Source organism: Streptomyces sp. NPDC002773 (assembly GCF_040295605.1).
Taxonomy (GTDB): domain Bacteria; phylum Actinomycetota; class Actinomycetes; order Streptomycetales; family Streptomycetaceae; genus Streptomyces.
The window spans coordinates 55,699-78,869 of sequence record NZ_JBEOVO010000023.1 but is presented as its reverse complement, the minus strand read 5'-3'; the positions used below and the strand labels follow the sequence as shown (position 1 = coordinate 78,869).

Below are 23,171 nucleotides of genomic sequence, written 5' to 3'. Positions count from 1 at the left end.
CGACCGTCACCTCGGCTGATCGAGCGGTTGCATGAGCATGTCGGCGATGCGTTCCCTGGTGACCCGTTCGGCGCGGGACGCGTGCTGGGTCAGATAGAGGGCGTTGAGGAGCTGGTCGGTGGCGATCACCTCGCCGGGCTCGCGGTTGAGGAACCGCTGGACGAGGCCCTGCTCCCCCTCCCCTCCGGCCGCGTCGGTCCCGAGGTGGGCCTCGATCATGGCGCGGAGCTGCTCCTCGCCGGGCGGTTCGAGTTCCAGGCGGATGCAGCGGCGCAACAGGGCGGCGGGGAAGTCCCGTTCGCCGTTGGAGGTGAGCACGATGAACGGGAAGGTGGTGCAGCGGATCCGGCCGCCGAGCACCGCCACCTTGCGGCCGTCGTCGCTGAGCACCTCGACGACGGGCTCGCGGTCGGCGAGCCGCTCCAGCTCCGGAATGGCGAACTCGCCCTCCTCCAGGGCGTTCAGGAGGTCGTTCGGCAGGTCGAGGTCGCTCTTGTCGAGCTCGTCGATGAGCAGCACCCGGGGCTGCTCGGAGGGGAGCAGCGCGGTGCCGAGCGGTCCGAGCCTGATGTACGAGCCGATGCCGGCCGGGGCCGCGGCGGCGGAGCCGGGCGATCCGGTCTGGGCGCGCTCCAGCTGGACGTCCTGGAGCCTGCCGATGGCGTCGTACCGGTAGAGGCCGTCCTGAAGGGTGGTGCGGCTGACGATCGGCCAGCGGAGCACCCGCCCGAGGCGTAGTTCGTGGGCGACGGCGTGGGCGAGGGTCGACTTGCCGGTGCCGGGGTTGCCGGTGACGAGGAGCGGACGCCGCAGGTACAGGGCGGCGTTGACCGCGTCCGTCTCCGCGGGCCGGGGGTGGTGGTTCTGGACGAGTCTGCGTTTGACGCCGAGGCGCCGGTCGGACCCGGCCAGGGTGTCGTCCGGGCTGCCCGACGAGAAGTCGCGCCAGGGCGGCGGGGCGGGCAGCCGCTGTATCTCGTCGTGCGGAAGACCGGCACCACGGTAGATCCGCCAATCGTTCACGATGGACTCCTCCTGGCTGTGGTGTCGATGCCGGGCCCGTCGAAGGTACCGCCCGGGGCCGGGGCCTGCCGATGCCGTAACCGGACGGATCGCGAGAGTGTCGTCCCGGTGGCCGCTCCGGTCACTGCTCCCCCTCCCCGAGCAGGGGTGGGGCCTCCAGGCGCCCGCCGTGCGGGGGCCGGTCGGGCGGGTCGAGCAGGACCGCGACGGTCTCGGCCCACGCGTGCGCGGCCCGCGCCTCGGGTCCGGCCGCCCGGTCCGTCGCGCGGGTGCGCAGGGAGCGGACGGGTCCGCGTACGCCCCAGGCGGTGAGGGCGGTGGTGAGCAGCTGGTCGGCGCGCTCGTGGAACTCCGCGCAGTCGGTGTGGTCGTGGGCGCCGGTCCGCCAGAGCGCGAGCGGATGGCCCGCGGCGAGGGCCGCGTTCATCGCCATGAGCCCGTCGCCGCTGCCCACATGGCCGCAGTAGACGGGGACGGTGCCGGGCTCGGAGTCGCGGAGCCGGTCGTACGTCTCCGCCCAGGTCTCCCGGCGCACGCGCGCGGTGTGGGCGTCCGGGCCGGCGCCCGGCACCTCGGCGCGCAGCGGGGTGGCGCGGAGCGGGCCGCGCTCCCCCGCCTCCCAGCGCTCGCGCCATTCGGGGGCCGGTTCCCGGTCGTGGCGGCGGGCGTCGCGGATGACGACGATGCGGCGCTGGCCGAGGGTGGTCGCCCAGGCCTCCTCGGGGCCGAGCGGGGCTTCGAGCCGCCAGGTGTCGAGGGGCAGGTCGAAGAGCTCGCGCGGCAGCACCGCCTCCACGGCGGCCAGGTGCGGTCCGCTGTCGCCGCGCCGCAGGGCGTCCGCGAGCGGTGCGCGCAGGGTCTCCTTGAGGCGGGCCCGCTCGACGCCCCGGTCGTCGCAGTGGAGCGGGCTGACGGTGTGTCCGTCGAGGAGGAGCTTGACCCGCCACGGGTAGTGCTGGCCCCAGCGGGGGGTGTCGATCTCCAGGAGGACGTCGGCACGCGCGCGGGGTTCCCGTACGGAGAGGGGACCCTGCCTGCCCGGGCCGATGAGCCGGTCGATCTCGCGCCGCAGGTGCCGGTCGGCGTCGCCCGACTTGTCGACGATCCAGCGGGTGAGCGCCGTGGTGTCGGCCCGGTCGCCGTACCTCGCGCCGACGTGCCGGGCGACATGGGCCGCGTACAGGAGCACCGCGTCCAGGTCGAGGTCGCGGACGCCGTCCCTGCGGGGCGCCCGCAGGCCGCGCAGGAGTCCGGCGCCCTCGCTCCAGGTGCGCGGGTCGTCCTCCAGGGCGTCCGGCAGGTCGTCGTCCCTGATCCAGGCCTTCACCTGGTCGATCAGGTCCATGATCTCGCCGGGTGCGGTGGGCGCGGGGAGTTCGGCGAAGTGCCCGTACAGCTGGGTGCGGTGGCCGGGGCTGACCCCCTCGGCGCCGGACAGTTTCCGCTGGGCCCGGGTCCAGTCGGGCCGGTCGTCGAGCAGGCTGTAGCGGGCCAGGTGGTACCGGTCGTGGGCGCGCAGCGCCTCGCCCATGGCCTCGCCGCCGGGGAGGTCGTGGAGCCCGCGCAGGGCGGTGACGGGGACGACCGCGCCGCCGTCGCGCCCGCGGCCCTTGTTGAGGCCGACGACGGCGTTCTGCTGGTGGTCGACGACGGGCCCGCCCGAGCAGCCCGCGACGGGCATGACCCAGTCGGTGATGAGGGCCTTCCCGTCGCTTCCGATCAGGGTGCCGTGGACGTGCCGGATGCCGAGCTCGCCGGTCTCACGGGACCAGCCGTGCAGTCCGACGGGGGTCGGGGGCACGGGCGGGCGCTCGCTGAGGCGCACGCAGGACGCCTTCTGCGCGCCGGGGACCCGAACGAGCGCGAGGTCGGGGAAGGCCCACCGGTCCGGCGGGTCGTCGGGCCGGTCGGGGCGCGGCAGGGCGAGCACGACGGTGCCGGTGGTCTCCCGGGTGGTCGTGCCGTCCTCCCAGGTGATGCCGACGGCCGGCTCGCTCCTCCACACCGCGCTTCCCCCCTCGGCCACGACATGGGCGCAGGTCAGCACCCAGCCGGGGGCGATGAAGAAGCCGGTGCCCCAGTACCGGTCGCCGTGCGGGTCATACCCGCAGCCGGGAGCCGCGATGCGTACGAGTGCGGGGCGCACGAGAGCGTCGAGGGCGCTCATGGCGCTCATGCGGTCCCGTCGGCCGCCGGACGCGCGCGTGGGACCGGGGCGGGGTGGGCGTCCGGGGCCGGTTCGGGGCGGGCGGCCGGGTTGCTTCCGGCGCTCTCGTCCGCGGGTGCGGGGCTCTCGTCCGCGGGTGCCGGGCCCGGTTCGGTCCAGGTGAGGGAGACGTTCACGGAGGCCGTGCCCGAGCCGTCCGCGAGGACCCCGATCACCTTCCCGGACTGCGCCGACAGTTCGATGCCGAAGCTGACGGCGACCTCCACCGGCCCCTGCGGGTCGAGTCCGGCGCGCAGCGAGCCGACCACGCCGCGCACGACGTCGGTGAGCCCTCCGGCCATCGAGACCACGCGGTCCCTGACGCCGGTGTCCTGGAACCCGCCTCCCCCGCCGAGTTCCTGCACGTCGCCGACCCGGGCCCACACAGGCGTCCCGTCGTCCAGCCGAATTCGAGCGATCCCGTGTGCCACAGCGCCCCCCGCTCCCCGAAACGATGATGGGGAAGGCTAGTCGGTGGGACTGACGGGCGACAGGGGACGGGAGAGGTACGGCCTATCCTGAGCGCATGTACTTCACCGACCGTGGCATCGAGGAACTGGCGAAGCGGCGAGGCGAGGAGGAGGTCACCTTCGAGTGGCTCGCCGAGCAGCTGCGCACGTTCGTCGACCTCAACCCCGACTTCGAGGTGCCGGTCGAGCGCCTCGCGACCTGGCTCGCGCGTCTGGACGACGACGAGGACGAGGACGAGTAGGAGCGGGAAGCCGGGCCGCACGCGCGTGCGAGGGTCAGGCCTCCCGCGCGCGTCCCCGCCCCCCGTACGCGCGCCCTTCGCCCCCGTACGCGCCTCCCGCCCGGTCCGTCCCGGGTCACGCCTCCCGTAGCCGGTCGTAGGCGAGTCCGAGTGTTCCGTGCGCGACGAGCAGCGCCCCGGCCGTCGCCCAGCCGCCGCTGCGCCGGCCGCAGCCCCAGAGCAGCAGCGGCAGTCCCGCCGCGAGCTGCGCGCCGCCGAGTACGCGCGCCTTGGGGCCGCGCAGGTACGGCCCGAGGGGGCCGGCCTCCACCGCGTCGAGTTCGGCGCGTACGACGCTTCGCCCGCCGGACTCTTCGAGCTGCTCGGCGCCGTGGGCCAGGGCGGCGGAGCGGAGCCGGTCGGGGCTCTCGCCGGGGCGGAGGCCGGTCGGCAGGGTGAGCCCGGTGCGGCCGAGGACGGCGATGACGCCGAGGAGCCGGCTGGGGGCGTCGGCGTCCCGGTCGGGCGCCATGAGCGGCTCCAGGGCCTGTACGTCGAGAACGGGGTCGAGGGCGAGCCGGGCGGCGAAGGTGCGCATGGCCTCGTCCTCGCCGACGGGTGTGCCGTCCGCGAGCCAGGTGTAGCCGACCGTACGGCGGAAGCCGGCGGCGAGCGTGAGCCCGGCCCTGTCCCGGTCCCACCAGAACGCGACGACGGGCCAGGTCGCGGCCGACACGGCGAGGGCGGTGGCCCAGCCGGTGACGACCTGTTCGACGGCCTCGCCGCCGTGGAGCCAGGGCTTCCCCTCCGGGACGACCACGCTCCAGCCGTCGCCCGCCGGGGCGAGGAGGAGCTGTTCCCCGAGCAGCTGGGCGGACGGGCGGACCGCGGGGGGATCGGCGCGGCAGAGCAGCAGCGCGCCGGCGGGGCTCGGTCCGGATGTCGCGTTCATGGCCCCCACGCTAGGGCAGTTTGTCCGCATTCGTTGGTGATTACGCACCCTGTCAGGGGGCCGGTCAGGGGAGAGTCAGGGTTGACTTCCCTTTGGCGCGATATATCGTGTCTAGCGAGATACGCGATATGTTGCGTTGCCGAAACGGGAGGTCAGCACCATGACAGAGTGGTCCGTCACCGAGCCGACGAAGCTGGCACCGGCCGACCCCGTGACCCGCCTCCAGGTCCGCATCGTCAACGGCACGGTGAACGTGGTGGGGACGGACGAGAGTTCCGCCCGCGTGGAGATCTCGGAGATCGAGGGCCCGCCGCTGATCGTGTCGCAGGACGGCTCCACCCTGACCGTGAGCTACGAGGACCTGCAGTGGAAGAGCATCCTCAAGTGGCTCGACCGCAAGGAGTACCGGCGCCGGGCCGTCGTCTCCGTCGCCGTCCCCGCGGGCGTCGACGTCGAGGTGGGAGTGGTCGGCGCCGAGGCCGTCGTCACCGGCATCAGAGGGCGTACGGAGGTGCGCGGCGTCACCGGCGACACGACCCTCCTCGGCCTCTCCGGCCCGGTCCGCGCCGAGAGCGTCTCGGGCAACCTGGAGGCCCAGTCGGTCACCGGCGCCCTCCGGGTCAACTCGGTGACCGGGGACGTGACGGTGATCGAGGGCGCGGGCGCCTCAGTGAAGGCGGAGACGGTCAGCGGCGACATGGTCATCGACCTGGACCCGGCCGACCTCGACGGGCCGCCGGCCGACATCCGGCTCGCCAGCGTCTCCGGCGAGGTCGCCATCCGACTCCCGCACTCCGGGGACGCCCGGGTCGAGGCGAGCACCACGAGCGGCTCCCTGGCGACCGCCTTCGACGACCTGCGGGTCGGGGGCCAGTGGGGCACCAAGTCCGTCACCGGCACCCTCGGTTCAGGCCGGGGCACCCTCAAGGCGACGACCGTCTCCGGCTCCATCGCCCTGCTCCGGCGCCCCGAGCCGGACGGCGACACCGACTCCCCCTCCTCCCCCACCCCCTCCGCGACCGGAAAGGTGCTCTGACATGCCGCCCGTCTTCGCGCACGGCCGCCTCCGTCTCTATCTGCTCAAGCTGCTCGACGAGGCCCCGCGCCACGGCTACGAGGTGATCCGCCTCCTGGAGGAGCGCTTCCAGGGGCTCTACGCGCCCTCCGCGGGCACGGTCTACCCGCGCCTCGCCAAGCTGGAGGCCGAGGGCCTCGTCACCCACGCGAGCGAGGGAGGCCGGAAGGTCTACTCGATCACCGACGCCGGCCGCGCCGAGCTGGCCGGGCGCGGCGCCGAACTGGACGACCTGGAGCGGGAGATCCGCGAATCGGTGTCGGAGCTCGCGGCGGAGATCCGCGACGACGTGCGCGGCGCGGCCGGCCGGGTGCGCAGCGAGATGCGCGCGGCGGCGGGCCGGACCCGGACGGCGGAGTCCACCTCGTTCGCCGACGCCAAGGAGGAGCTGCGCCGGGTCGGGCAGGAGTGGAAGGAGCAGGCCCGCCAGGCCCGCGCCGAGGCGAAGTCCGCCCGCCACCAGGCGAAGGAGTTCCAGCGGATCGCCCAGCAGGTGCAGGAGGAGGTCCAGGACCGCTTCTCGCGGGGCGACTGGCCCAAGGGCGTCTGGGAGGGTCTCTCCGGCATCACGGCCCAGCTCGGCGACCTCGTGACGGGCACGACCCACCCGAAGGCCGCCGGTCAGGAGCCGCCGTTCACGACGGCCCCGGTCGGCGAGGTGCCGGAGTGGGCGCGGGACACGGACGGCTCGGGCGACCCGGCCCGTGACCTCGACCGGCTCCTCGACCGCTTCCGCGACGAGATCCGGGACGCGGCCCGGGACCACGGGGTGAGCCGGGACCAGCTGGCCGAGGCCCGCGACCAGCTGTCCACGGCGGCCATCAGAATCACCGGCCTGCTGGGGTCGCGCCGCCCCTCGGCGTGAGCCGGAGGGGCGGCGGCGGTCGGCGTCACGGGGCTGCCGAGCCCCGCGCCGCTCCGCATGACCGCAGGCGCTGGGCCTCAGCCTCGGGTGGCCGTCACCGTCACCCGGGTGCCAGGGGCCGCGAGGACCAGGGCCCTGCCCGGGGACGTGCGGAGCACGAGCGCCCCGGTCCCGGCCGTCACCCGCCAGGTGCCGGGCGGCAGGGAGAGCTCGGTGGCCCGGGGGCCGCGCCGCCCGGCGGAGTCGTACGACAGGCGATAGGTCCCGGTCCCCGCGTCGTACACGGCGGAGCGGACCGTCCCGGCGACGGCCTCGGCGTACGGCTCCGCGGTCAGCTCCTTGTTCGTACGGAAGGCCCCGGCGCCGTCCACGGCGCAGTAGCCGCCGCCGTAGCACCAGACGTAACCCGCCCAGCCCGAGCCGTAGCGGCCCAGGGAGGCCATGGCCTCGCGGTAGAAGCGGTTCATGAGCGGAAGGGAGTTGTTGAGCGGCCCCCACTCCCCCACGACGACGGGCACCTTGTACTCCTGGGGGTACTGGGTGACGGCCTGCTCGTAGGTCTCGATCCAGCGGGCGGCGGGGTCGTAGTCGGCGCCCGCCTCCATGCCGGTGTTGTAGAAGTGCGGCGCGTAGACGATCTTCGGGTCGTCGATGCGACCGAGGCCGGTGGGCACGCCCTCGCCCACGATCGGGGTCGGCTCGACGAAGACCCAGGTGGACGGGTCGACGGAACGGACCGCGTCCGCGAGGCGGTTGTACATCGGGGTGAGCTGGTCCCGTTCGATGCGCCGGGCCGCCGTCGCCAGGTCCTCGCCCTCCCGCACCTCACCCATCGGCTCGTTGATCAGGTCGTAGCCGATGACGGCCGGGTGGTCCTCGAAGCGGTCGGCGAGCAGCCGCCACATGCGGGCCTGGGCGCGCCGGAGGTCCTCGTCCTCGTAGAGGTGGGTGAAGGCGCGCTGGACGGCGGGTTCGAAGTACTCGGAGAACCAGTCGTCCGGGTGCGGGGTGAAGGGCAGCCCGTCGGTCCTGGTGGCCCACGCGGGCACGCCCCTGTGGCCGAACGCGGGCCCGAAGACGTCCTGGTGGGCGTCGATCAGGACCTTGACGTCGTGCTTCTCGGCCCAGTCCAGGATCCGTTCGATCTTCCGCAGATAACCCTGGCTGTACTGGCCGGGCCGGGGCTCCAGATCGTCCCAGAAGACCAGGAGGCGGGCGAAGTTGAAGCCCTTGGCCCGCATGTCGCGGAAGTGCCGCTCGGTGATCGCGGAGAGGGCGGCGTCGCCGCGGTTCGCCTTGTCCTCGACGTTCCAGCCGCGCAGGGTGAGGGCGCGGCCGTGCTCGTCGGTGAGGGCGGGTATCCGGTCACCGCCGGGGCTCTCGGCGTGGGCGGCGCCGGTCGGGGCGAGCAGCGCGGCGACGACGGCGCCCACGGCAAGGGTGGTTCGCAACAAGGAGGACCTCCGGCACGACGAGGTGAACATCGCTCATGTTTCGCGTGCCGGAGATCCCATCAGTACTACTGACGAGTCATCAAGGGGTTGTCACGAGGACTTCAGGATGTCTTCAGGACGATCTTTCCGAAGAGCTCGCCGGAGGCCATCTTCTCGAAGCCCTCCCGGGCCCGGTCGAGCGGCAGGATCTCGTCGACGACCGGCCGGACGCCCGTGGCCGCGCAGAAGGACAGCAGGTCCTCCAGCTCGTCCTTGGAGCCCATGGTGGAGCCGACGACCTTCAGCTCCAGGAAGAAGATCCGGGTCAGCTCGGCGTGCGCGGGCCGGTCACCGCTCGTGGCGCCCGAGATGACGAGCGTGCCGCCCGGCCGCAGCGACTTGACCGAGTGGGACCAGGTGGCGGCGCCGACGGTCTCGATGACCGCGTCCACCCGCTGCGGAAGCCGCGCGCCCGGCTCGTACGCCTCGACGGCGCCCAGCTCGACGGCCCGCTTGCGCTTGGCCTCGTCGCGGCTGGTGGCGAAGACCCGCAGGCCCGCGGCCTTGCCGAGGACGATCGCGGCGGTGGCGACACCGCCTCCCGCGCCCTGGACGAGCACCGAGTCCCCGGGCCGTACCCCGGCGTTGGTGAAGAGCATGCGGTACGCCGTCAGCCAGGCGGTGGGCAGGCAGGCGGCCTCCTCGAAGGACAGCTCCTTCGGCTTGGGCAGCACGTTCCAGCGGGGCACGGTCACCCGCTCGGCGAAGGTGCCCTGGTAGCGCTCGGTGAGGATGGACCGGGGCTCGTCCGGACCGACGCCGTGGCCCGTCTGGCCGATCACGGAGTGCAGGACGACCTCGTTGCCGTCCTCGTCGATGCCGGCGGCGTCGCAGCCGAGGATCATCGGCAGCTTCTCCTCGGGCAGCCCGACCCCGCGCAGCGACCACAGGTCGTGGTGGTTGAGCGAGGCGGCCTTGACGGTGACGGTGGTCCAGCCCGGCCGCGCCTCGGGTTCGGGGCGTTCGCCCAATTCGAGGCCGTTCAGCGGCTGGTCGCGGTCGATTCGGGCAGCGTAGGCAGCGAACATGGCCCCGACCCTAGGGCGCCGCGGACGGCGAGGGGAACCACGCCCCGGTGTGACCCATGTCGCCCGGAGCCCGCCCCCACCGCCCCGCCCCACACGAAAGGGCCCCGTCCCGACGTACGGAACAGGGCCCTTCGACGTACCGGCAGACGTACCGACGCGAGGACACCACCAGGCGCCGTACCCGCACAAGGCACAGCACCAGGCGCGTGCCCGCGCACCGGGCACACCGCCGTCCGCGCGCGTCAGCGGCGGGCGACGCCCTCGGCGCGGGCGGCGGCGGCGACCGCGGCCGCGACGGCCGGGGCGACCCGCTCGTCGAACGGCGACGGGATGACGCAGTCGGCGGCGAGCTGGTCGGTGACGACGTCCGCGATCGCGTTGGCCGCGGCGATCTTCATGCCCTCGGTGATCCGGGAGGCCCGGACCTGGAGCGCGCCGGCGAAGATGCCGGGGAACGCGAGGACGTTGTTGATCTGGTTCGGGTAGTCCGAACGGCCGGTCGCCACGACGGCCGCGTACTTGTGCGCGACGTCGGGGTGGACCTCGGGGTTCGGGTTGGCCATGGCGAACACGAACGCGTTCGGGGCCATGGAGGCGACGGCCGCCTCGGGGACCGTACCGCCCGAGACGCCGATGAAGACGTCCGCGCCGGCGAGGGCGCTCTCCAGGGAGCCGGTGAGGCCGGCCTTGTTGGTGAGCTCCGCGATCTCGCGCTTGACGTCCGTGAGGTCCTCACGGTCGCGGCTGACGATGCCCTTGCGGTCGGCGACGGCCACGTCTCCGAGGCCCGCCTCCAGGAGGAACTTGGCGATGGCGACTCCGGCCGCGCCGGCGCCGGAGATGACCGCGCGCAGCTCGCCGAGGCCCCGGCCGGTCAGCTTCGCCGCGTTGCGGAGGGCGGCGAGGGTGACGATGGCGGTGCCGTGCTGGTCGTCGTGGAAGACGGGGATGTCGAGGCGCTCCTGGAGCTTGCGCTCGATCTCGAAGCACCGCGGCGCCGAGATGTCCTCCAGGTTCACTCCGCCGAAGGACGGGGCGAGCCGGACGACGGTCTCGACGATCTCGTCGGTGTCGGTGGTGGCGAGGGCGATCGGGACCGCGTCCACGCCGCCGAACTGCTTGAAGAGGATGGCCTTCCCCTCCATGACCGGGAGGGAGGCCTCCGGGCCGATGTCGCCGAGGCCGAGCACTGCCGTACCGTCGGTCACGACCGCGACGACCTGGGACTTCCAGGTGTAGTCGTTGACCAGCTCGGGCTGCTCGGCGATCGCGGTGCACACCTTGGCGACGCCGGGCGTGTACGCGAGGGACAGGTCGTCCTTGTCCCGCAGGGGGACGGTGGCCTGGATGGCCATCTTGCCGCCCCTGTGGAGGGCGAAGACAGGATCGAAGAGCTCCTCCGGAGCTCCTTCCGTACCACTGTCGTTGCGAGGATTGACGATCTCCGCTGCCATTGGGTTGAACCCCTTAAGTCTGCTTCATTTGAGGGTGGCCACTCCTGGTTGAGGAGGGGTGGGGAGGCACCGCGGCCGCCGTGTCTGGCAGCCGCTCGGGCGCGCCGCACAACGCGCCCTGAGCCCCGGATGAGGGGTGTAAGGATCCTTCTTACCGGACGGACGGCACCGCAGACGAGTCCATATCCGCTCGGTGACGCGACTCATACCGAGCGCATCCGGACGGGGACGGAGAACGACACGTCACCCGATGTCCCGATAGATGCTTCCCCCACCCGATTGGCGGTTTTCGGATCGTCCGAATGGCGAGATCAACAGAAGATTCTTCGGTGGCGGGGAAGGGATCCAGGAGAAGATCCGGCCCTGATGTACCGGCCTGTCGGCATTCGGCCGTCACCCGTTACCCGATTTTGACATCCGAGGCCGTCGGTTTGGGGCGGTCCGAATGGCAAGATGCCGTAATCACACGAGGTCACGACACTCGAAGAGATGTACGTGCCTGCTGGCAACTCCCTCACACGCCGGAGGAACCCGATCATGACCGCACGCTCCACGCGCTGTACGACCGCCAAGACCCGCACGTCCCGTCTTGCCGCGGTCGCCGCCGCCGCGGTCGTCGGCTCCGTGCTGCTGACCGCCTGCGGTGACCAGACCGAGGGCGGTTCCGCGACCCCGACGAAGGACGGCGGCTCCGCCAACGCGGCCCCGCTCTTCTCGAAGCTGCCCGCCGACATCCAGAAGGCCGGTGTCATCAAGGTCGGCACCGACGCCTCGTACGCTCCGATGGAGTTCACCGAAAACGGCAAGATCGTCGGTGTCGACCCCGACATCGCCCAGGCCCTGAGCAAGCAGCTCGGCGTCGAGTTCAAGTTCACCTCGGGCACCTTCGACGGCCTGATCACCTCGATCTACACCGGCCGCCAGGACCTGATCATGTCCTCGATGACCGACAACAAGAAGCGCCAGGAGGGCCTGGACGACAGCGGGAAGAAGATCGGCAAGGGCATCGACTTCGTCGACTACTTCAGCTCCGGCGTCTCCCTCCTGGTCAAGAAGGGCAACCCGCAGAACGTCAACTCCCTCGACGACCTCTGCGGCAAGACCGTCGCCGTCCAGCGCGGCACGATCTACGAGGACACCTTCAAGGCCCAGGCCACGAAGTGCGGCGCGAAGAAGCTGACGATCCAGGCCTTCGACAGCGACGCCGAGGCCCAGACCCGCGTCAAGGCCGGCGGCGCCGTGGCCGACCTGAACGACTACCCGGTGGCCGCGTACATCGCGAAGACCTCGGGCGGCGGCAACGACTTCGAGGTCGTCGGCAGCCAGAGCGACGTCGGCCTCTTCGGCATCGGCGTCTCGAAGGAGAACACCCAGCTCCGCGACGCCGTCAAGGAGGCGCTCGACGCCATCATCAAGGACGGCACCTACGCCGAGGCCCTGAAGAAGTGGGACGTCGAGGACAGCGCCGTCAAGTCGGCCACCGTCAACGCCGGCAAGTGACCTCCCCGCTCCACTGAAGGGCAGTCGTCGTGACTGACAAGATCAGCAAGGACCCGGCCGCCGCTCCGGCCGGGCCCGGCGCCTCGGGCAACCCGTACGAGGCGATCAAGGCCATCCCCGTGCGGCACTACGGGCGCTACGTCAGCGCCGTCGTGGTCGTCGCCCTGCTCGGCTGGCTCGTCTACGCCTTCTCCCAGGGCAACATCCTCTGGGACACGGTGTGGGACAAGGTGTTCGACACCTCGGTCATCAGCGGCCTGTGGAACACCATCATCATCAGCGTCGCGTCCATGGCCCTGGGCCTGGTCCTCGGCGTCGTCTTCGCGGTGATGCGGCTCTCCAAGAACCCGGTGACGGGTGCGGTCGCCTGGCTCTACATCTGGTTCTTCCGCGGCACACCGGTCTACGTGCAGCTGCTCGTCTGGTTCAACCTGTCGCTGATCTTCGAGTACATCGACCTCGGGCCGATCTACAAGAACGAGACCGTGGACGTCATGACGCCGTTCATGGTGGCGCTGCTCGGTCTCGGCCTCAACGAGGGCGCCTACATGGCGGAGATCGTCCGCGCGGGCATCCAGTCGGTCGACGAGGGCCAGACCGAGGCGGCGCACGCGCTCGGCATGTCCCAGACGAAGACCATGGGCCGCATCGTCCTTCCGCAGGCCATGCGGGTGATCGTGCCGCCGACGGGCAACGAGTTCATCAACATGCTGAAGACCTCGTCGCTGGTCTCGGCCGTGCAGTACACCGAGCTGCTCCGGGCCTCCTCGAACATCGGCAACACCGCCGGTGCCGTGATGGAGATGCTCTTCGTCGCCTCCATCTGGTACCTGGCGCTGACCAGCGTGTTCAGCGTCGGCCAGTACTACCTGGAGCGCCGATTCGCCCGAGGTTCGCTCCGTAGCCTGCCGCCCACCCCGTGGCAGCGGATCAAGACGAACATGACCACGTTCAAGCGCTCCCCGGAGGCATCGGCATGACCGGCCAGCCCATGGTCAAGGCGGAGGGCGTCCACAAGTCGTACGGCGCCGCCCACATCCTCCGTGGCATCGACCTCGAAGTGCAGAACGGCGAGGTCTTCTGCCTCGTCGGCCCGTCCGGCTCCGGCAAGTCGACCTTCCTCCGGTGCATCAACCACCTGGAGCGGATCGACGGCGGCCGCCTTTCGGTCGACGGCCAGCTGGTCGGCTACCGGCAGAAGGGCGACAAGCTCTACGAGCTGAAGGACAGCGAGGTCGCGGTCCAGCGCCGTGACATCGGCATGGTCTTCCAGCGCTTCAACCTCTTCCCGCACATGACGGCCCTCGGCAACGTCATGGAGGCGCCCATCCAGGTGAAGGGCGAGTCCAAGGCCGTGGCGCACGAGCGGGCCGTGCGGCTGCTCGACCGGGTCGGCCTCGGGGACAAGATGGGGAACTACCCGTCCCAGCTCTCCGGCGGCCAGCAGCAGCGCGTCGCCATCGCCCGCGCGCTGGCGATGGAACCGAAGCTGATGCTCTTCGACGAGCCGACCTCGGCGCTCGACCCGGAGCTGGTGGGTGACGTCCTCGACGTCATGCGGGACCTCGCCGAATCGGGCATGACGATGATCGTCGTCACGCACGAGATGGGCTTCGCCCGCGAGGTCGGCGACTCGCTGGTCTTCATGGACGGCGGCGTGGTGGTCGAGTCCGGCAACCCGCGGGACGTCCTGGGCAACCCGCAGCACGACCGGACGAAGGCGTTCCTGTCGAAGGTGCTGTAGGCGGCGGTACGTGAGGAAGGGGCGGTACGGGATTCCCGTACCGCCCCTTCTCCTGTCCCGGCGTCTACTTCACGGCAAGGAGCAGGGTGTCGGAGGGCGAGGCCCAGACGGCCCTTGCCTCGCCGAATCCGGCGGCGCGGAGGGTGTCGGCGTGCCAGCGCGGGGAGGGCATGTCGCCGTCGGCGTGCTCGCCGTAGATCTCGAAGCGGCGGGCGGTGGGCTCGGCGAGGACGGGGTCCTTGCCGGCGAGGGCCCACCACTCGGCCCAGTCGAGGGCGCCGCCGGCCTTCGCGCGGTCCATGACGGCGTGGCGCTGCGCCCGCTCGGCGGCGTTGATACGGGGGGTGGCGTCGTCGATCATGTGGTCGGCGTTCATGAAGACGCCGCCGTCGCGGACGAGACCGGCGACCTGCCCGTAGAGGGCGGTCAGGGGCTCGCTGTGGAGCCAGTGGAGCGCGGTGGCGGTGAGGACGGCGTCGTACGAGTCGTGGGGCAGCTCGCGGACCCACGCGGGGTCCTTGAGGTCGGCGGTCACGAAGGTGACGCGCTCGTCGCCGGCGAAGTACCCCTCGGCGATGGCGAGCAGGGCGGGGTCGAGGTCGACGCCGACGCTGCTCGCCTCGGGGAACCTCTTGAGGAGCCTGTCCGTGATACTTCCCGTACCGCACGCGAGGTCGAGGACGCGGGGCTTCGGCCCCACCACGGCCTCGACCATGTCGAGCATCACCCGGAACCGCTCCTCACGGTCCGGCATGTACCACTCCTGCTGACGGTCCCAGCTCTGCTGCCAGGCCGCCCAGTCGGTTCCGGTCATCGCCGCTCCTCCCCCTCACGTAATACCCTGACAGGGATAACAGTCGTTACCCCTTTCGACCGAGACACTAGCCCGCCGGAGTAAGGACTACAAGTGGAACTGGCCTATTACTCGGATTACGCCGTGCGTCTGGTCAACACCGAGGAGCCGGCCCGCAGCAAGGACGCCCTCACCTCCGTCGAGGTCATCCGGGAGCTCTTCGGCCCCGCGACCCAGATGGCCCGCCGGGCGACCGACTCCGACGTCACCCGCTTCCGCGCGGTACGCGCCCGGCTGCGGGCGGTCTTCGCCGCGGCCGACGAGGGCGACCACACGGGAGCCGTGGACCTGCTGAACTCCCTGCTCCTGGAGTTCCCGGTGAGCCCGCAGATCTCGGGCCACGACATCCTCGACGAGGACGGCCGGCCGCGGTGGCACATGCACCTCGCCGACCACCCCTCGAACGCGACCGCGGGGTACGCGGCGATCGCCGCGATGGGCCTCGCCTTCCACCTGACGGAGTTCGGCGCGGACCGCCTCGGCCTCTGCCAGGCACCGCCCTGCCGCAACGCCTACCTGGACACCTCGACCAACCGCTCCCGCCGCTACTGCTCGGACCGCTGCGCGACCCGCGCCAACGTGGCCGCCTACCGGGCCCGCAAGCGCCTGGAGGCCGACCGGACGGACCGCACGGGCCTGACCGACGAGACCAGCCAGGAGAGCATCACCCCGGCCGACCGCTGACGGCCCGGCGTCACCGGCCGGTACCGCGCCCGCACCCGCCCGAGAACCAGCTCGGGCGGTACGGCGCCGAAGACCCGGCTGTCCCCCTCGGCGTCCGGGTTGTCCCCCAACACCCACCAGCCGCCGTCGCGTCGCTCGATCAGCCGCTTCACGATCAGCAGATCCTGCTGGAGCGGATGCCGCAGCACAGCCACACAGCCGGCCCGCAAACGTCCCCCGTACTGCACGAGCAGCTGGTCACCGTGCAGCAGCGTGGGCACCATCGACACCCCCGTGACCTCGGCGACCCCGAACGGAGCCCCGGCCTCCGCACCCCGTTCCCGCCCCGATTCCGTCATCCGGCACCTCCCGATCCGCCCGCGCGTCCACTCGTCCACTCGTACACGAGTCCCATGGTGACCCTGGACTTTTGACCTAAGCCCCAGGGGGCGCCCGCGAAAACGCCCTTCTCACCGAGTAATGTCCCACCTGAGAAGACGATCACGAGGAAGGACGGCACAATGCTCTCCCGCCTGTTTGCCCCCAAGGTGAAGGTCAGCGCCCACTGCGACCTCCCGTGCGGCGTGTACGACCCGGCCCAGGCCCGCATCGAGGCCGAGTCGGTCAAGGCTGTCCAGGAGAAGTACCTGGCGAACGAGGACGCGCACTTCCGCGCCCGCGCCACGGTCATCAAGGAGCAGCGCGCGGAGCTCGCCAAGCACCACGTCTCGGTGCTCTGGAGCGACTACTTCAAGGCCCCGCACTTCGAGAAGTACCCCGAGCTCAACCAGCTGGTCAACGACACCCTGAAGGCCCTCTCGGCCGCCAAGGCGTCGACGGACCCGAAGACGGGCGAGAAGGCGCTGGAGCTCATCGCCGAGATCGACCGCATTTTCTGGGAGACGAAGAAGGCCTGATCTTCTCGTTCCCCGTCCGAAGGGGCACGGCCGCCTGGCGGTCGTGCCCCTTCGGCGTTCGTGAAATGCCGTTCCGGGGCCGGTCGGGGTGGTCGTAGGCTTTCGGGATGATCACGCCCTCGTCCCCGCCGCTGCTTCCGGAAGACGCCCGCGCCCTTCAGGGCATGCTGCGGGCAAAGGTCGGGCCGGGGCTCAGCGAGAAGGAACTCGACGCGGTCGAGGCGCGGTTCGGGTTCGCGTTCGCGGCGGATCACCGGGTGTTCCTCGGCGCCGGGCTGCCCCGTGGGGGCGGGTGGCCCGACTGGCGGGACGGTGACCCGGAGGAGTTGGCCGAGCGGCTCCGGCGGCCGGTCGAGGGGGTGCTCTTCGACGTGGAGCGCAACGGCTTCTGGCATCCCTCCTGGCCTCCGAAGCCCTCGGGGACGGCCGAGGCGCTGCGGGTCGCACGGGCCGAGCTGGCGACCGTCCCCCAGCTGGTCCCGGTCTACAGCCACCGCTACCTGCCCGGCACCGCGGGCGAGTGGGGCCACCCCGTGCTGTCCGTCCACCAGACCGACATCATCTTCTACGGGAACGACCTCGCCGACTACGTCCGGCACGAGTTCACCGGCGGGGCCAGCAGCCTCATGCCCCGCGCGACCGTCGACTTCTGGTCGTACTTCGTGAACGGCGGTCCGGGCATCGACGTCACCGCGCCCACGCCGTTCACCCCCTATGCCGTCACCGCCCAGGAGGCCGTCGAGTGCCTTCGGATGCTGGCGGTCGAGCGCCTGATCGGCCGGCGGCACTTCCCGGAGCAGTTGATCGAAGCAGGGCTCACCGCGCTCGTACTCGATGTCGAGTCGGAGTCGCTGCCGCTGCTCGCCGGGCTGACGCGCGCCGAGCACGAGCAGGCCGGTGCGCTCTTCGACCGGGTCCTGGACGAACTGGGGCTTGTCGAAGGCCTTCCCGTCGATGACACCGACGTGCCGTGGGAGGCGGCCCGCTGGGAGCTCGTGCGGTGGTGGCTCCTGCTGATCGTGCGCGGGAGTCTGGACCCGGGGGCCGGCGGCGACCTGATCACGTACGACGGCTGGGCGTCGCTGGCCCGGCCGCAGGTGCTCAGACCGCTGTTCGACGCCGTCGAGGCGTACAACGACTGGGCCGCCGTCCGGAGCGGCGACGCCCGCGAGGAACTCGCGGGTGCGATCGTCCGGGAGGCCGAGCGGCTGCTCGCCGGGCCCTGGCCCGGGGGTCAGTCCTCCGTGGAGAGGGTGTAGCGGCGCTTCTCCTTGGAGGTGGCACCCAGGCGGTCGTAGAAGCGGATCGCGCTCTCGTTCCAGGCCGGCGTCTGCCATTGGATCTCGTCGAGACCCAGGATCCTGGCCTCGGTGCGGACCGCCGCCATCAGGAGGGGGCCCAGGCCGTGGCCTCTGCTGGATTCCGTGAGATAGAGGCAGTCCATGTGGAGGTACTCCGTGCCGTCCCAGGTGGAGAGCTCCGGGGCGCAGGTGGCGTAGCCCGCGACGGTGCCGTCGGGGAGGACGGCGAGCAGGCAGCGGAGCCGGGGCTCGGCTGGGACGAAGAGGAGGCGGGCCAGGCGGTCCGCCAGGCAGGGGGCCGGGGGCGCCGCCTTCTCGTACGCCGCGTGCTCGTCGATCAGTTCCACGAGCCGGGTGAGGTCCTCGGGACGTGCCTGCCGTACCGTCGCCCCTTCGCGCGTGCCCTCACGTTCGTTCATACCGCCATCATGCACGGCCCCACCGACAGCCCCGCCTCCGCTCCCTGGCGGCGTAACCACTCGCGGTACGGGGCGGCGCGCAGGGCCACCTCCCGGTAGGCCGCGGCGAGTTCCCCGTACAGCGTGTCCAGGGGCGCCCCGGGGCGCGCGTACAGCAGGAGCCGGACCGCCAGGGGGTCGCCCCGCAGGGGGCGGACGGCCATGTCCTCGTGGGGGATCGAGGTCGGCTGGCAGGGTGCGACGGCCTCGCCGAGGACGATGAGGGAGGCGGCCGTGTGGTAGTCGCCGTGCAGCAGGGGCGGGTCGATGCCGGCGGCGTCCAGGACCCGGCGGAGGCCGTCCCATTCGCCGTCCACGGTCGGGTCGACCATCCAGTGGTCGGTGGCCAGGTCGGCGAGGTCCACGACGGGCCGGGCGGCGGCCGGGTGGTCGCGGGCCATGGAGACGAACTGCGGTTCGCGGGCGACGAGGACCCGGCGCTCCAGGCCCTCGGGGACGCGCAGCGGGCAGCCTTCCACCTCGTGGACGAAGGCCACGTCGAGCCCGCCGGCGGCGACCGTGCGCAGCAGGGCGCTCGCGGAGACGTCCATCCGGAGGCCTATGTCCGTGCCGGGCAGCCGCTGGCGGAGCCGGCGCAGCCAGCCGGGGAGCGCCCGGCTCGCGGTGGAGCCGACGCCGAGTCCGGGGCCGTCGGTGCGGGCCGCGGCGGCCCGGGTCTCGGTGACGAGCGCGGCCATGTCGGCGACGAGGGGGCGGGCCCGGCTGAGCAGGGAACGGCCGAGTGGGGTGGGGAGGCAGCCGGTGCGGCCGCGGGAGAAGAGTTCGGCGCCGAGGGAGTTCTCGATGCGGCGCAGTTGGGTGGTCAACGAGGGCTGGCTCATGCCGAGTTGACGGGCCGCCTTGTGCAGGCTGCCCGCGTCCGCGATGGCGCAGAGCGCGCGCAGGTGTCTCACCTCCAGCTCCATGCCCCGAGGGTAGGGCGGCTCCCTGAGTCGCACCAGATAGCCGGATGCCCGCAACCACCTTGCTTTTCAAGGCGGTTGGGCCCGGCGACGCAGGGTGATGCGGTGGAGCTATCGGCTGTTGACATCATCCCCGTGGGCTCCGGCTGCCCCGAGACTCTCTCCAGTCCCCTAGAGGAGGAGCCCCCCATGCGTCACCCCAAGGTCCTCACCTCCGTACTGACCGCCACCCTCGGTCTCGGTCTCGCCGCCTCCCTCGGCGCGGCCCCGGCGGCGGCGGAGAGTGTCCCTCGCACGAGCAACACCGTCGCGGCGTACGCCGGTTCGGCGGAGAATGCCAAGGCCAACAAGGCCTTCTTCGACGCCGTCGTGAAGTCGGTGGCGAAGAAGCGGGCCGCCAATCCCGGCGCGGCCGCCGTCACCGTCGTCTACAGCGCCGCCAACGCGCCGAGCTTCCGCACCCAGATCGCTCGCTCCACCCAGATATGGAACAGCTCGGTGGTGAACGTCCGGCTCGTCGAGGGCAGCAACCCGGACTTCCGTTACTACGAGGGCAACGACTCCCGTGGCTCGTACGCGAGCACCGACGGTCACGGCAGTGGCTACATCTTCCTCGACTACCGGCAGAACCAGCAGTACAACTCGACCCGGGTGACCGCCCACGAGACCGGGCACGTCCTGGGGCTTCCGGACCACTACAGCGGGCCGTGCAGCGAGCTGATGTCGGGCGGCGGCCCCGGCACGTCCTGCCAGAACGCCCAGCCGAACGCGCAGGAGCGGTCCCGCGTCGACCAGCTCTGGCGTTACGGGCTCGCCTCGGCCTTCAAGGGCTGATGGCGGGACGATGACACGCGGCGGCGGCCGCCCCTCTCCCGGGGGCGGCCGCCGTCCTCGTCTCAGGCCGTACTCACCTCAGGCGTCCTCGTCTCAGGCCGTCTGCAGGAGCCGGCGGGCGAAGTCCGCGCCGGGCGGAAGCTGCCGCCTGACCCGCTCCAGGGCTCCCTCGAAGTCACCCCCGGCGACGCACGACTCGAAGGCGGCGCCCCCGCAGTGCAGCGTCAGACTGAGGTCCGCGCGCTCACCGAGCGTCAGCAGACAGCTCAGCGTGGCAGGCTGGGTGGCGCCGTCCACGACGACCGGGAGCGGGAGGTCCCACTCCAGGACGCAGCCGGTGAGGGGCCGCCCGCCCTCGTCGGGCGCACTGAGCGCGGCGAAGCCCTCACCTGTGTACTCGATCCCCCTGATCCGGGTGGCGACGTGCCGCCCGTCGGCCGTGATGACGATCGCTTCCGCGCCGCTGCGGTCCCGGTACCAGCCGGTCCAGACTTCCGTCGACTCCGATGACATGCGCGGACTGTAGCGGTATGACCGGCTCCGGCGCGCGGCCGGTCACCCGGAGGCCGGACTTCTCCCGATCTCGCCGTTCTTGCCGGTCACCCGCGCGGCTCGCCCGTCATGCGCACGGCTCGCCCGTCATGCGCACGGCTCGCCCGTCATGCGCGCGCTCGCGACGTGCGCGCCGTCGCGGAAGCCGTTCCCGCCGCTACCGCTTCCTGGTGTAGGTACGGACGATCACGCCGTTGTCGAAGGCGCGCACCGAGCCCAGCTCGAACTCGCGGGGCTGGAAGCCGGCGCCGAACATCGGCATGCCGGTGCCGTAGACCTCGGGGTAGGTCTTGATGACCAGCTCGTCGATCTCCTCGATGAGCTCGCCGGCGATGGTGGAGCCGCCGCAGAGAAAGATGCCGAGGGGGCTGTCCTCCGCCTTGAGCTCGCGGACGCGGCCGACGAGGTCCTCGGCGATCAGCTCCACGTTGGCGTCGGGCGACTCGGCCAGCGAGCGGGTGGCGACGAACTCCCGCAGGTGGCCGTAGGGGCTCGTGATGCCGATGTCCAGGGCGAGCTGGTACGACTTCCGGCCCTGGACGATGGTGTCGAAGTGCTTGTTCTCCGCGTCGATCCCGAATATCTCCCGAGCGTGCGTCGGGATGGTCTCGGGGTACTCGGCGCTCATCTCCTGCATGTACGAGCCGGTCGAGTACTTGAACATCGACGTGGCGTCGCCCTCGGGGTCGCCGATGAAGCCGTCGATGGTGCAGGCGATGTAGTACGTGAGCTTGCGCAAGCCGGTCCTCTTCTACTTCGGAGCGCGGCTGCGATCGCAACCACGACGGCTATAGTGCTTCACCTGTAGTGGTTACGCAAGACCTATTTTCAAGAAAGGAGCTCGACATGGCGAGAAACCCGGAACGCCGTACGGCGCTGCTCGACGCCGCGATCCAGGTCCTGGCGGACGAAGGGGCCCGTGGGCTCACCTTCCGAGCCGTCGACTCCCGGGCGGGTGTCCCCACGGGCACCTCGTCCAACTACTTCCGCGACCGGGACCAGGTGCTCTCCGAGGTCGCCGACCGGATCTTCGAGCGCCTCACCCCCGCGCCCGGGGACATCGACACGGCCCTGCTGCCGCCGCCGAGCCGCGCGCTGGTCGTCGAGCTGATGCGCCGGCTCGCCCAGCGGCTCGCGGCCGAACGCACCTGCTACCTCGGCCTCTTCGAGCTCCGCCTCGAAGCCGTGCGCCGCCCCGAGCTGCGGACCCAGCTCACCAAGGTGCTCCGCGCCGACCTCGACGAGAACGTCCGGATCCACCTCGCGGCCGGGATGCCCGGGGACGCCGACACGGTCCGGCTGCTCTACTTCGCCCTCACCGGGCTGCTGTTCGACCACTTCACGGTGCCGGGTCTGCACGGTGACCGGGACCTGGACGACCTGATCGAGACGGTGGTCACCCGCATCGTCCCCGGACCGTGAGACCCGGCGCCGCCGTGAGACCCGGGGCCGTGAGACCCGCGCTGCCGTAAGACCCGGTGGCCGTACGACCCCGGGCCCTGGGACTCCGGCCCTGCTCGTACGACTCCGGCCCGTACGACCCCGGTCCGTACGACCCCGGTCCGTCAGCGTGTACGCCGGGTGACGAACTCCGCGAGGGCCAGCAGGTCCCCCGCCGCCTCCAGGTCCGGGACCGCCTGCGCCAGGTACTCGACCGCGCGGCCCATCCGCTCGGCCGCCTGGGCCTGGGCCCAGTCGCGCCCACCGGCCCGCTCGACCGCGTCCGCGGCCGCCCGGGCGGCCCCCGCGTCGAGGACCGGACGGGAGTACAGCTCGGCCAGCTCCTCGCCCGCCGGGGTGCCCGAGGCGAGCGCCGCCACCACCGGGAGCGACTTCTTGTGGGCCACGAGATCGGCCCCGGCCGGCTTGCCCGTACGGTCGGGGTCGCCCCAGATGCCGATGAGGTCGTCGATCAGCTGGAAGGCGAGGCCGGCCTCCCGGCCGAAGGCGTCCATCGCCGCGACCTGCTCCTCCCCCGCGCCCGCGTAGAGCGCGCCGAGGGCACAGGAACAGCCGAGCAGAGCACCGGTCTTGGCGGTGGCCATGGCCAGGCACTCGTCGAGAGACACCTCGCGCGGGCCGCGCTGCTCGAAGGCGCAGTCCGCCTGCTGCCCCGCGCACAGCTCGATGATGCAGGCCGCCAGGCGCGCGGAGGCCGCCGCCGACGCCGGATGCGGGTCCTCGGCGAGCAGCCGCAGGGCGAGGGCGCTCATCGCGTCGCCGGCGATCAGCGCGTCCGGGACGCCGAAGACGGTCCAGGCGGTGGGCCGGTGCCTGCGGGTCACGTCCTCGTCGACGATGTCGTCGTGGAGCAGGGTGAAGTTGTGCGCGAGCTCCACCGCGGCCGCGGCCTTCACGACCCGGGCCTCGTCGGCGCCGAGCGCGCGGGCCGCCGCGAGGACCAGGGCCGGGCGTATCGCCTTGCCCGCCCGCTCCGTGGCCGGGGAGCCGTCCGCGTGCTCCCAGCCGAAGTGGTACATGGCGACCCGCCGCATGGAGCCGGGCAGGGTCTCGACGGTCGAGCGCAGATGGGGATCGACGGTGGTCCGCGTCCGGTCCAGGAGCATCACGGCCCCCTGACCGTCGGTGACGGCGTCCGCGCTGGTCATGGTGACGGTCACTTCCTTCGTGTCCTCCGT

The 23,171-nt window shown here is 71.8% G+C and carries 25 protein-coding genes; 11 read left to right on the top strand and 14 right to left on the bottom strand.

Annotation, left to right across the window (positions count from 1 at the left end; all coding sequences use genetic code 11):
- Window positions 1-6 precede the first annotated feature (6 nt).
- The 3 genes from ABT034_RS25085 to ABT034_RS25075 all read right to left on the bottom strand — a co-directional run bounded on the left by ABT034_RS25085 (window position 7) and on the right by ABT034_RS25075 (window position 3,660).
- Window positions 7-1,023, bottom strand: a complete 1,017-nt coding sequence (locus tag ABT034_RS25085; RefSeq protein WP_351218859.1) for an AAA family ATPase — start codon at window positions 1,021-1,023, stop codon at window positions 7-9.
- Between the two features lie 121 nt (window positions 1,024-1,144).
- The gene (locus ABT034_RS25080) at window positions 1,145-3,199 is read right to left on the bottom strand and encodes a VMAP-C domain-containing protein (RefSeq protein ID WP_351218857.1); all 2,055 of its coding nucleotides are present in this window, start codon (window positions 3,197-3,199) and stop codon (window positions 1,145-1,147) included.
- Complete coding sequence (locus ABT034_RS25075; protein WP_351218855.1) at window positions 3,196-3,660, bottom strand: CU044_2847 family protein; 465 nt, start codon at window positions 3,658-3,660, stop codon at window positions 3,196-3,198. Before ABT034_RS25075 ends, ABT034_RS25080 begins: the two co-directional genes overlap by 4 nt.
- A gap of 95 nt (window positions 3,661-3,755) precedes the next feature.
- Here ABT034_RS25075 and ABT034_RS25070 point away from each other — a divergent pair, with 95 nt between their 5' ends.
- Complete coding sequence (locus ABT034_RS25070; RefSeq protein ID WP_351218853.1) at window positions 3,756-3,941, top strand: DUF6104 family protein; 186 nt, start codon at window positions 3,756-3,758, stop codon at window positions 3,939-3,941.
- Window positions 3,942-4,056: 115 nt separating this feature from the next.
- Here the strand turns inward: ABT034_RS25070 and ABT034_RS25065 are convergent, their stop codons facing one another.
- Window positions 4,057-4,872 carry a hypothetical protein gene (locus ABT034_RS25065; protein WP_351218851.1) on the bottom strand — a complete coding sequence of 272 codons (816 nt, stop codon included), beginning with the start codon at window positions 4,870-4,872 and terminating at the stop codon, window positions 4,057-4,059.
- Window positions 4,873-5,032: 160 nt separating this feature from the next.
- Here ABT034_RS25065 and ABT034_RS25060 point away from each other — a divergent pair, with 160 nt between their 5' ends.
- Together ABT034_RS25060 and ABT034_RS25055 are read left to right on the top strand one after the other, a co-directional pair.
- Window positions 5,033-5,908 carry a DUF4097 family beta strand repeat-containing protein gene (locus tag ABT034_RS25060; RefSeq protein WP_351218849.1) on the top strand — a complete coding sequence of 292 codons (876 nt, stop codon included), beginning with the start codon at window positions 5,033-5,035 and terminating at the stop codon, window positions 5,906-5,908.
- Between the two features lies 1 nt (window position 5,909).
- Complete coding sequence (locus ABT034_RS25055; protein ID WP_351218847.1) at window positions 5,910-6,812, top strand: helix-turn-helix transcriptional regulator; 903 nt, start codon at window positions 5,910-5,912, stop codon at window positions 6,810-6,812.
- A 77-nt stretch (window positions 6,813-6,889) separates the two neighbouring features.
- Here the strand turns inward: ABT034_RS25055 and ABT034_RS25050 are convergent, their stop codons facing one another.
- From ABT034_RS25050 to ABT034_RS25040, 3 genes are all read right to left on the bottom strand, one after another.
- Window positions 6,890-8,296: a cellulase family glycosylhydrolase gene (locus ABT034_RS25050; protein ID WP_351218845.1), complete on the bottom strand. Its 1,407-nt coding sequence runs from the start codon at window positions 8,294-8,296 to the stop codon at window positions 6,890-6,892.
- 71 nt (window positions 8,297-8,367) lie between these two features.
- Entirely contained in the window at window positions 8,368-9,333 is a 966-nt protein-coding gene (locus ABT034_RS25045) for a zinc-binding dehydrogenase (protein ID WP_351218843.1), read from the bottom strand.
- Window positions 9,334-9,575: 242 nt separating this feature from the next.
- Window positions 9,576-10,787 (bottom strand): NAD(P)-dependent malic enzyme, encoded by a 1,212-nt coding sequence (locus ABT034_RS25040; protein WP_351218841.1) that lies wholly within the window; start codon window positions 10,785-10,787, stop codon window positions 9,576-9,578.
- A gap of 537 nt (window positions 10,788-11,324) precedes the next feature.
- On the opposite strand from ABT034_RS25040, the gene ABT034_RS25035 reads away from it, so the two are divergent.
- The 3 genes from ABT034_RS25035 to ABT034_RS25025 are packed head-to-tail and all read left to right on the top strand — an operon-like array spanning window position 11,325 to window position 14,031.
- Window positions 11,325-12,287: an ABC transporter substrate-binding protein gene (locus ABT034_RS25035; RefSeq protein WP_351218839.1), complete on the top strand. Its 963-nt coding sequence runs from the start codon at window positions 11,325-11,327 to the stop codon at window positions 12,285-12,287.
- Window positions 12,288-12,316: 29 nt separating this feature from the next.
- Window positions 12,317-13,267 (top strand): amino acid ABC transporter permease, encoded by a 951-nt coding sequence (locus tag ABT034_RS25030; protein ID WP_351218837.1) that lies wholly within the window; start codon window positions 12,317-12,319, stop codon window positions 13,265-13,267.
- Window positions 13,264-14,031, top strand: a complete 768-nt coding sequence (locus ABT034_RS25025; RefSeq protein WP_351218835.1) for an amino acid ABC transporter ATP-binding protein — start codon at window positions 13,264-13,266, stop codon at window positions 14,029-14,031. The genes ABT034_RS25030 and ABT034_RS25025 overlap by 4 nt, the downstream gene beginning before the upstream one ends.
- Before the next feature lie 64 nt (window positions 14,032-14,095).
- Here ABT034_RS25025 and ABT034_RS25020 read toward each other — a convergent pair whose 3' ends face one another.
- Window positions 14,096-14,845 (bottom strand): class I SAM-dependent methyltransferase, encoded by a 750-nt coding sequence (locus ABT034_RS25020; protein ID WP_351218833.1) that lies wholly within the window; start codon window positions 14,843-14,845, stop codon window positions 14,096-14,098.
- Window positions 14,846-14,938: 93 nt separating this feature from the next.
- Here ABT034_RS25020 and ABT034_RS25015 point away from each other — a divergent pair, with 93 nt between their 5' ends.
- Window positions 14,939-15,568 (top strand): CGNR zinc finger domain-containing protein, encoded by a 630-nt coding sequence (locus tag ABT034_RS25015; RefSeq protein ID WP_351218831.1) that lies wholly within the window; start codon window positions 14,939-14,941, stop codon window positions 15,566-15,568.
- On the opposite strand, the gene sodX is transcribed toward ABT034_RS25015, so the two are convergent.
- Window positions 15,472-15,906, bottom strand: a complete 435-nt coding sequence (sodX, locus tag ABT034_RS25010) for a nickel-type superoxide dismutase maturation protease (protein ID WP_351218829.1) — start codon at window positions 15,904-15,906, stop codon at window positions 15,472-15,474. The two genes, ABT034_RS25015 and sodX, sit on opposite strands and share 97 nt — an antisense overlap.
- Before the next feature lie 162 nt (window positions 15,907-16,068).
- Between sodX and sodN the strand changes: the two genes are divergently transcribed.
- The gene (gene sodN, locus ABT034_RS25005; protein ID WP_015036129.1) at window positions 16,069-16,464 is read left to right on the top strand and encodes a superoxide dismutase, Ni; all 396 of its coding nucleotides are present in this window, start codon (window positions 16,069-16,071) and stop codon (window positions 16,462-16,464) included.
- 107 nt (window positions 16,465-16,571) lie between these two features.
- Complete coding sequence (locus ABT034_RS25000) at window positions 16,572-17,723, top strand: hypothetical protein (protein WP_351218827.1); 1,152 nt, start codon at window positions 16,572-16,574, stop codon at window positions 17,721-17,723.
- Here the strand turns inward: ABT034_RS25000 and ABT034_RS24995 are convergent.
- Window positions 17,699-18,184 carry a GNAT family N-acetyltransferase gene (locus ABT034_RS24995; RefSeq protein ID WP_351218825.1) on the bottom strand — a complete coding sequence of 162 codons (486 nt, stop codon included), beginning with the start codon at window positions 18,182-18,184 and terminating at the stop codon, window positions 17,699-17,701. The genes ABT034_RS25000 and ABT034_RS24995 overlap by 25 nt on opposite strands.
- Window positions 18,181-19,149 carry a LysR family transcriptional regulator gene (locus ABT034_RS24990; RefSeq protein WP_351218823.1) on the bottom strand — a complete coding sequence of 323 codons (969 nt, stop codon included), beginning with the start codon at window positions 19,147-19,149 and terminating at the stop codon, window positions 18,181-18,183. Before ABT034_RS24990 ends, ABT034_RS24995 begins: the two co-directional genes overlap by 4 nt.
- Window positions 19,150-19,335: 186 nt before the next feature.
- On the opposite strand from ABT034_RS24990, the gene snpA reads away from it, so the two are divergent.
- Entirely contained in the window at window positions 19,336-19,980 is a 645-nt protein-coding gene (gene snpA, locus ABT034_RS24985) for a snapalysin (protein ID WP_351218821.1), read from the top strand.
- A 93-nt stretch (window positions 19,981-20,073) separates the two neighbouring features.
- On the opposite strand, the gene ABT034_RS24980 is transcribed toward snpA, so the two are convergent.
- Both ABT034_RS24980 and ABT034_RS24975 read right to left on the bottom strand, forming a co-directional pair.
- Complete coding sequence (locus ABT034_RS24980) at window positions 20,074-20,493, bottom strand: DUF6304 family protein (protein ID WP_351218819.1); 420 nt, start codon at window positions 20,491-20,493, stop codon at window positions 20,074-20,076.
- Between the two features lie 196 nt (window positions 20,494-20,689).
- Window positions 20,690-21,271 (bottom strand): dihydrofolate reductase family protein, encoded by a 582-nt coding sequence (locus ABT034_RS24975; RefSeq protein WP_351218817.1) that lies wholly within the window; start codon window positions 21,269-21,271, stop codon window positions 20,690-20,692.
- Window positions 21,272-21,378: 107 nt separating this feature from the next.
- Here ABT034_RS24975 and ABT034_RS24970 point away from each other — a divergent pair, with 107 nt between their 5' ends.
- Window positions 21,379-21,954 (top strand): TetR/AcrR family transcriptional regulator, encoded by a 576-nt coding sequence (locus ABT034_RS24970; RefSeq protein ID WP_351218815.1) that lies wholly within the window; start codon window positions 21,379-21,381, stop codon window positions 21,952-21,954.
- Between the two features lie 143 nt (window positions 21,955-22,097).
- Here ABT034_RS24970 and ABT034_RS24965 read toward each other — a convergent pair whose 3' ends face one another.
- Window positions 22,098-23,141 (bottom strand): family 2 encapsulin nanocompartment cargo protein polyprenyl transferase, encoded by a 1,044-nt coding sequence (locus tag ABT034_RS24965; RefSeq protein WP_351218813.1) that lies wholly within the window; start codon window positions 23,139-23,141, stop codon window positions 22,098-22,100.
- Window positions 23,142-23,171: the final 30 nt, after the last annotated feature.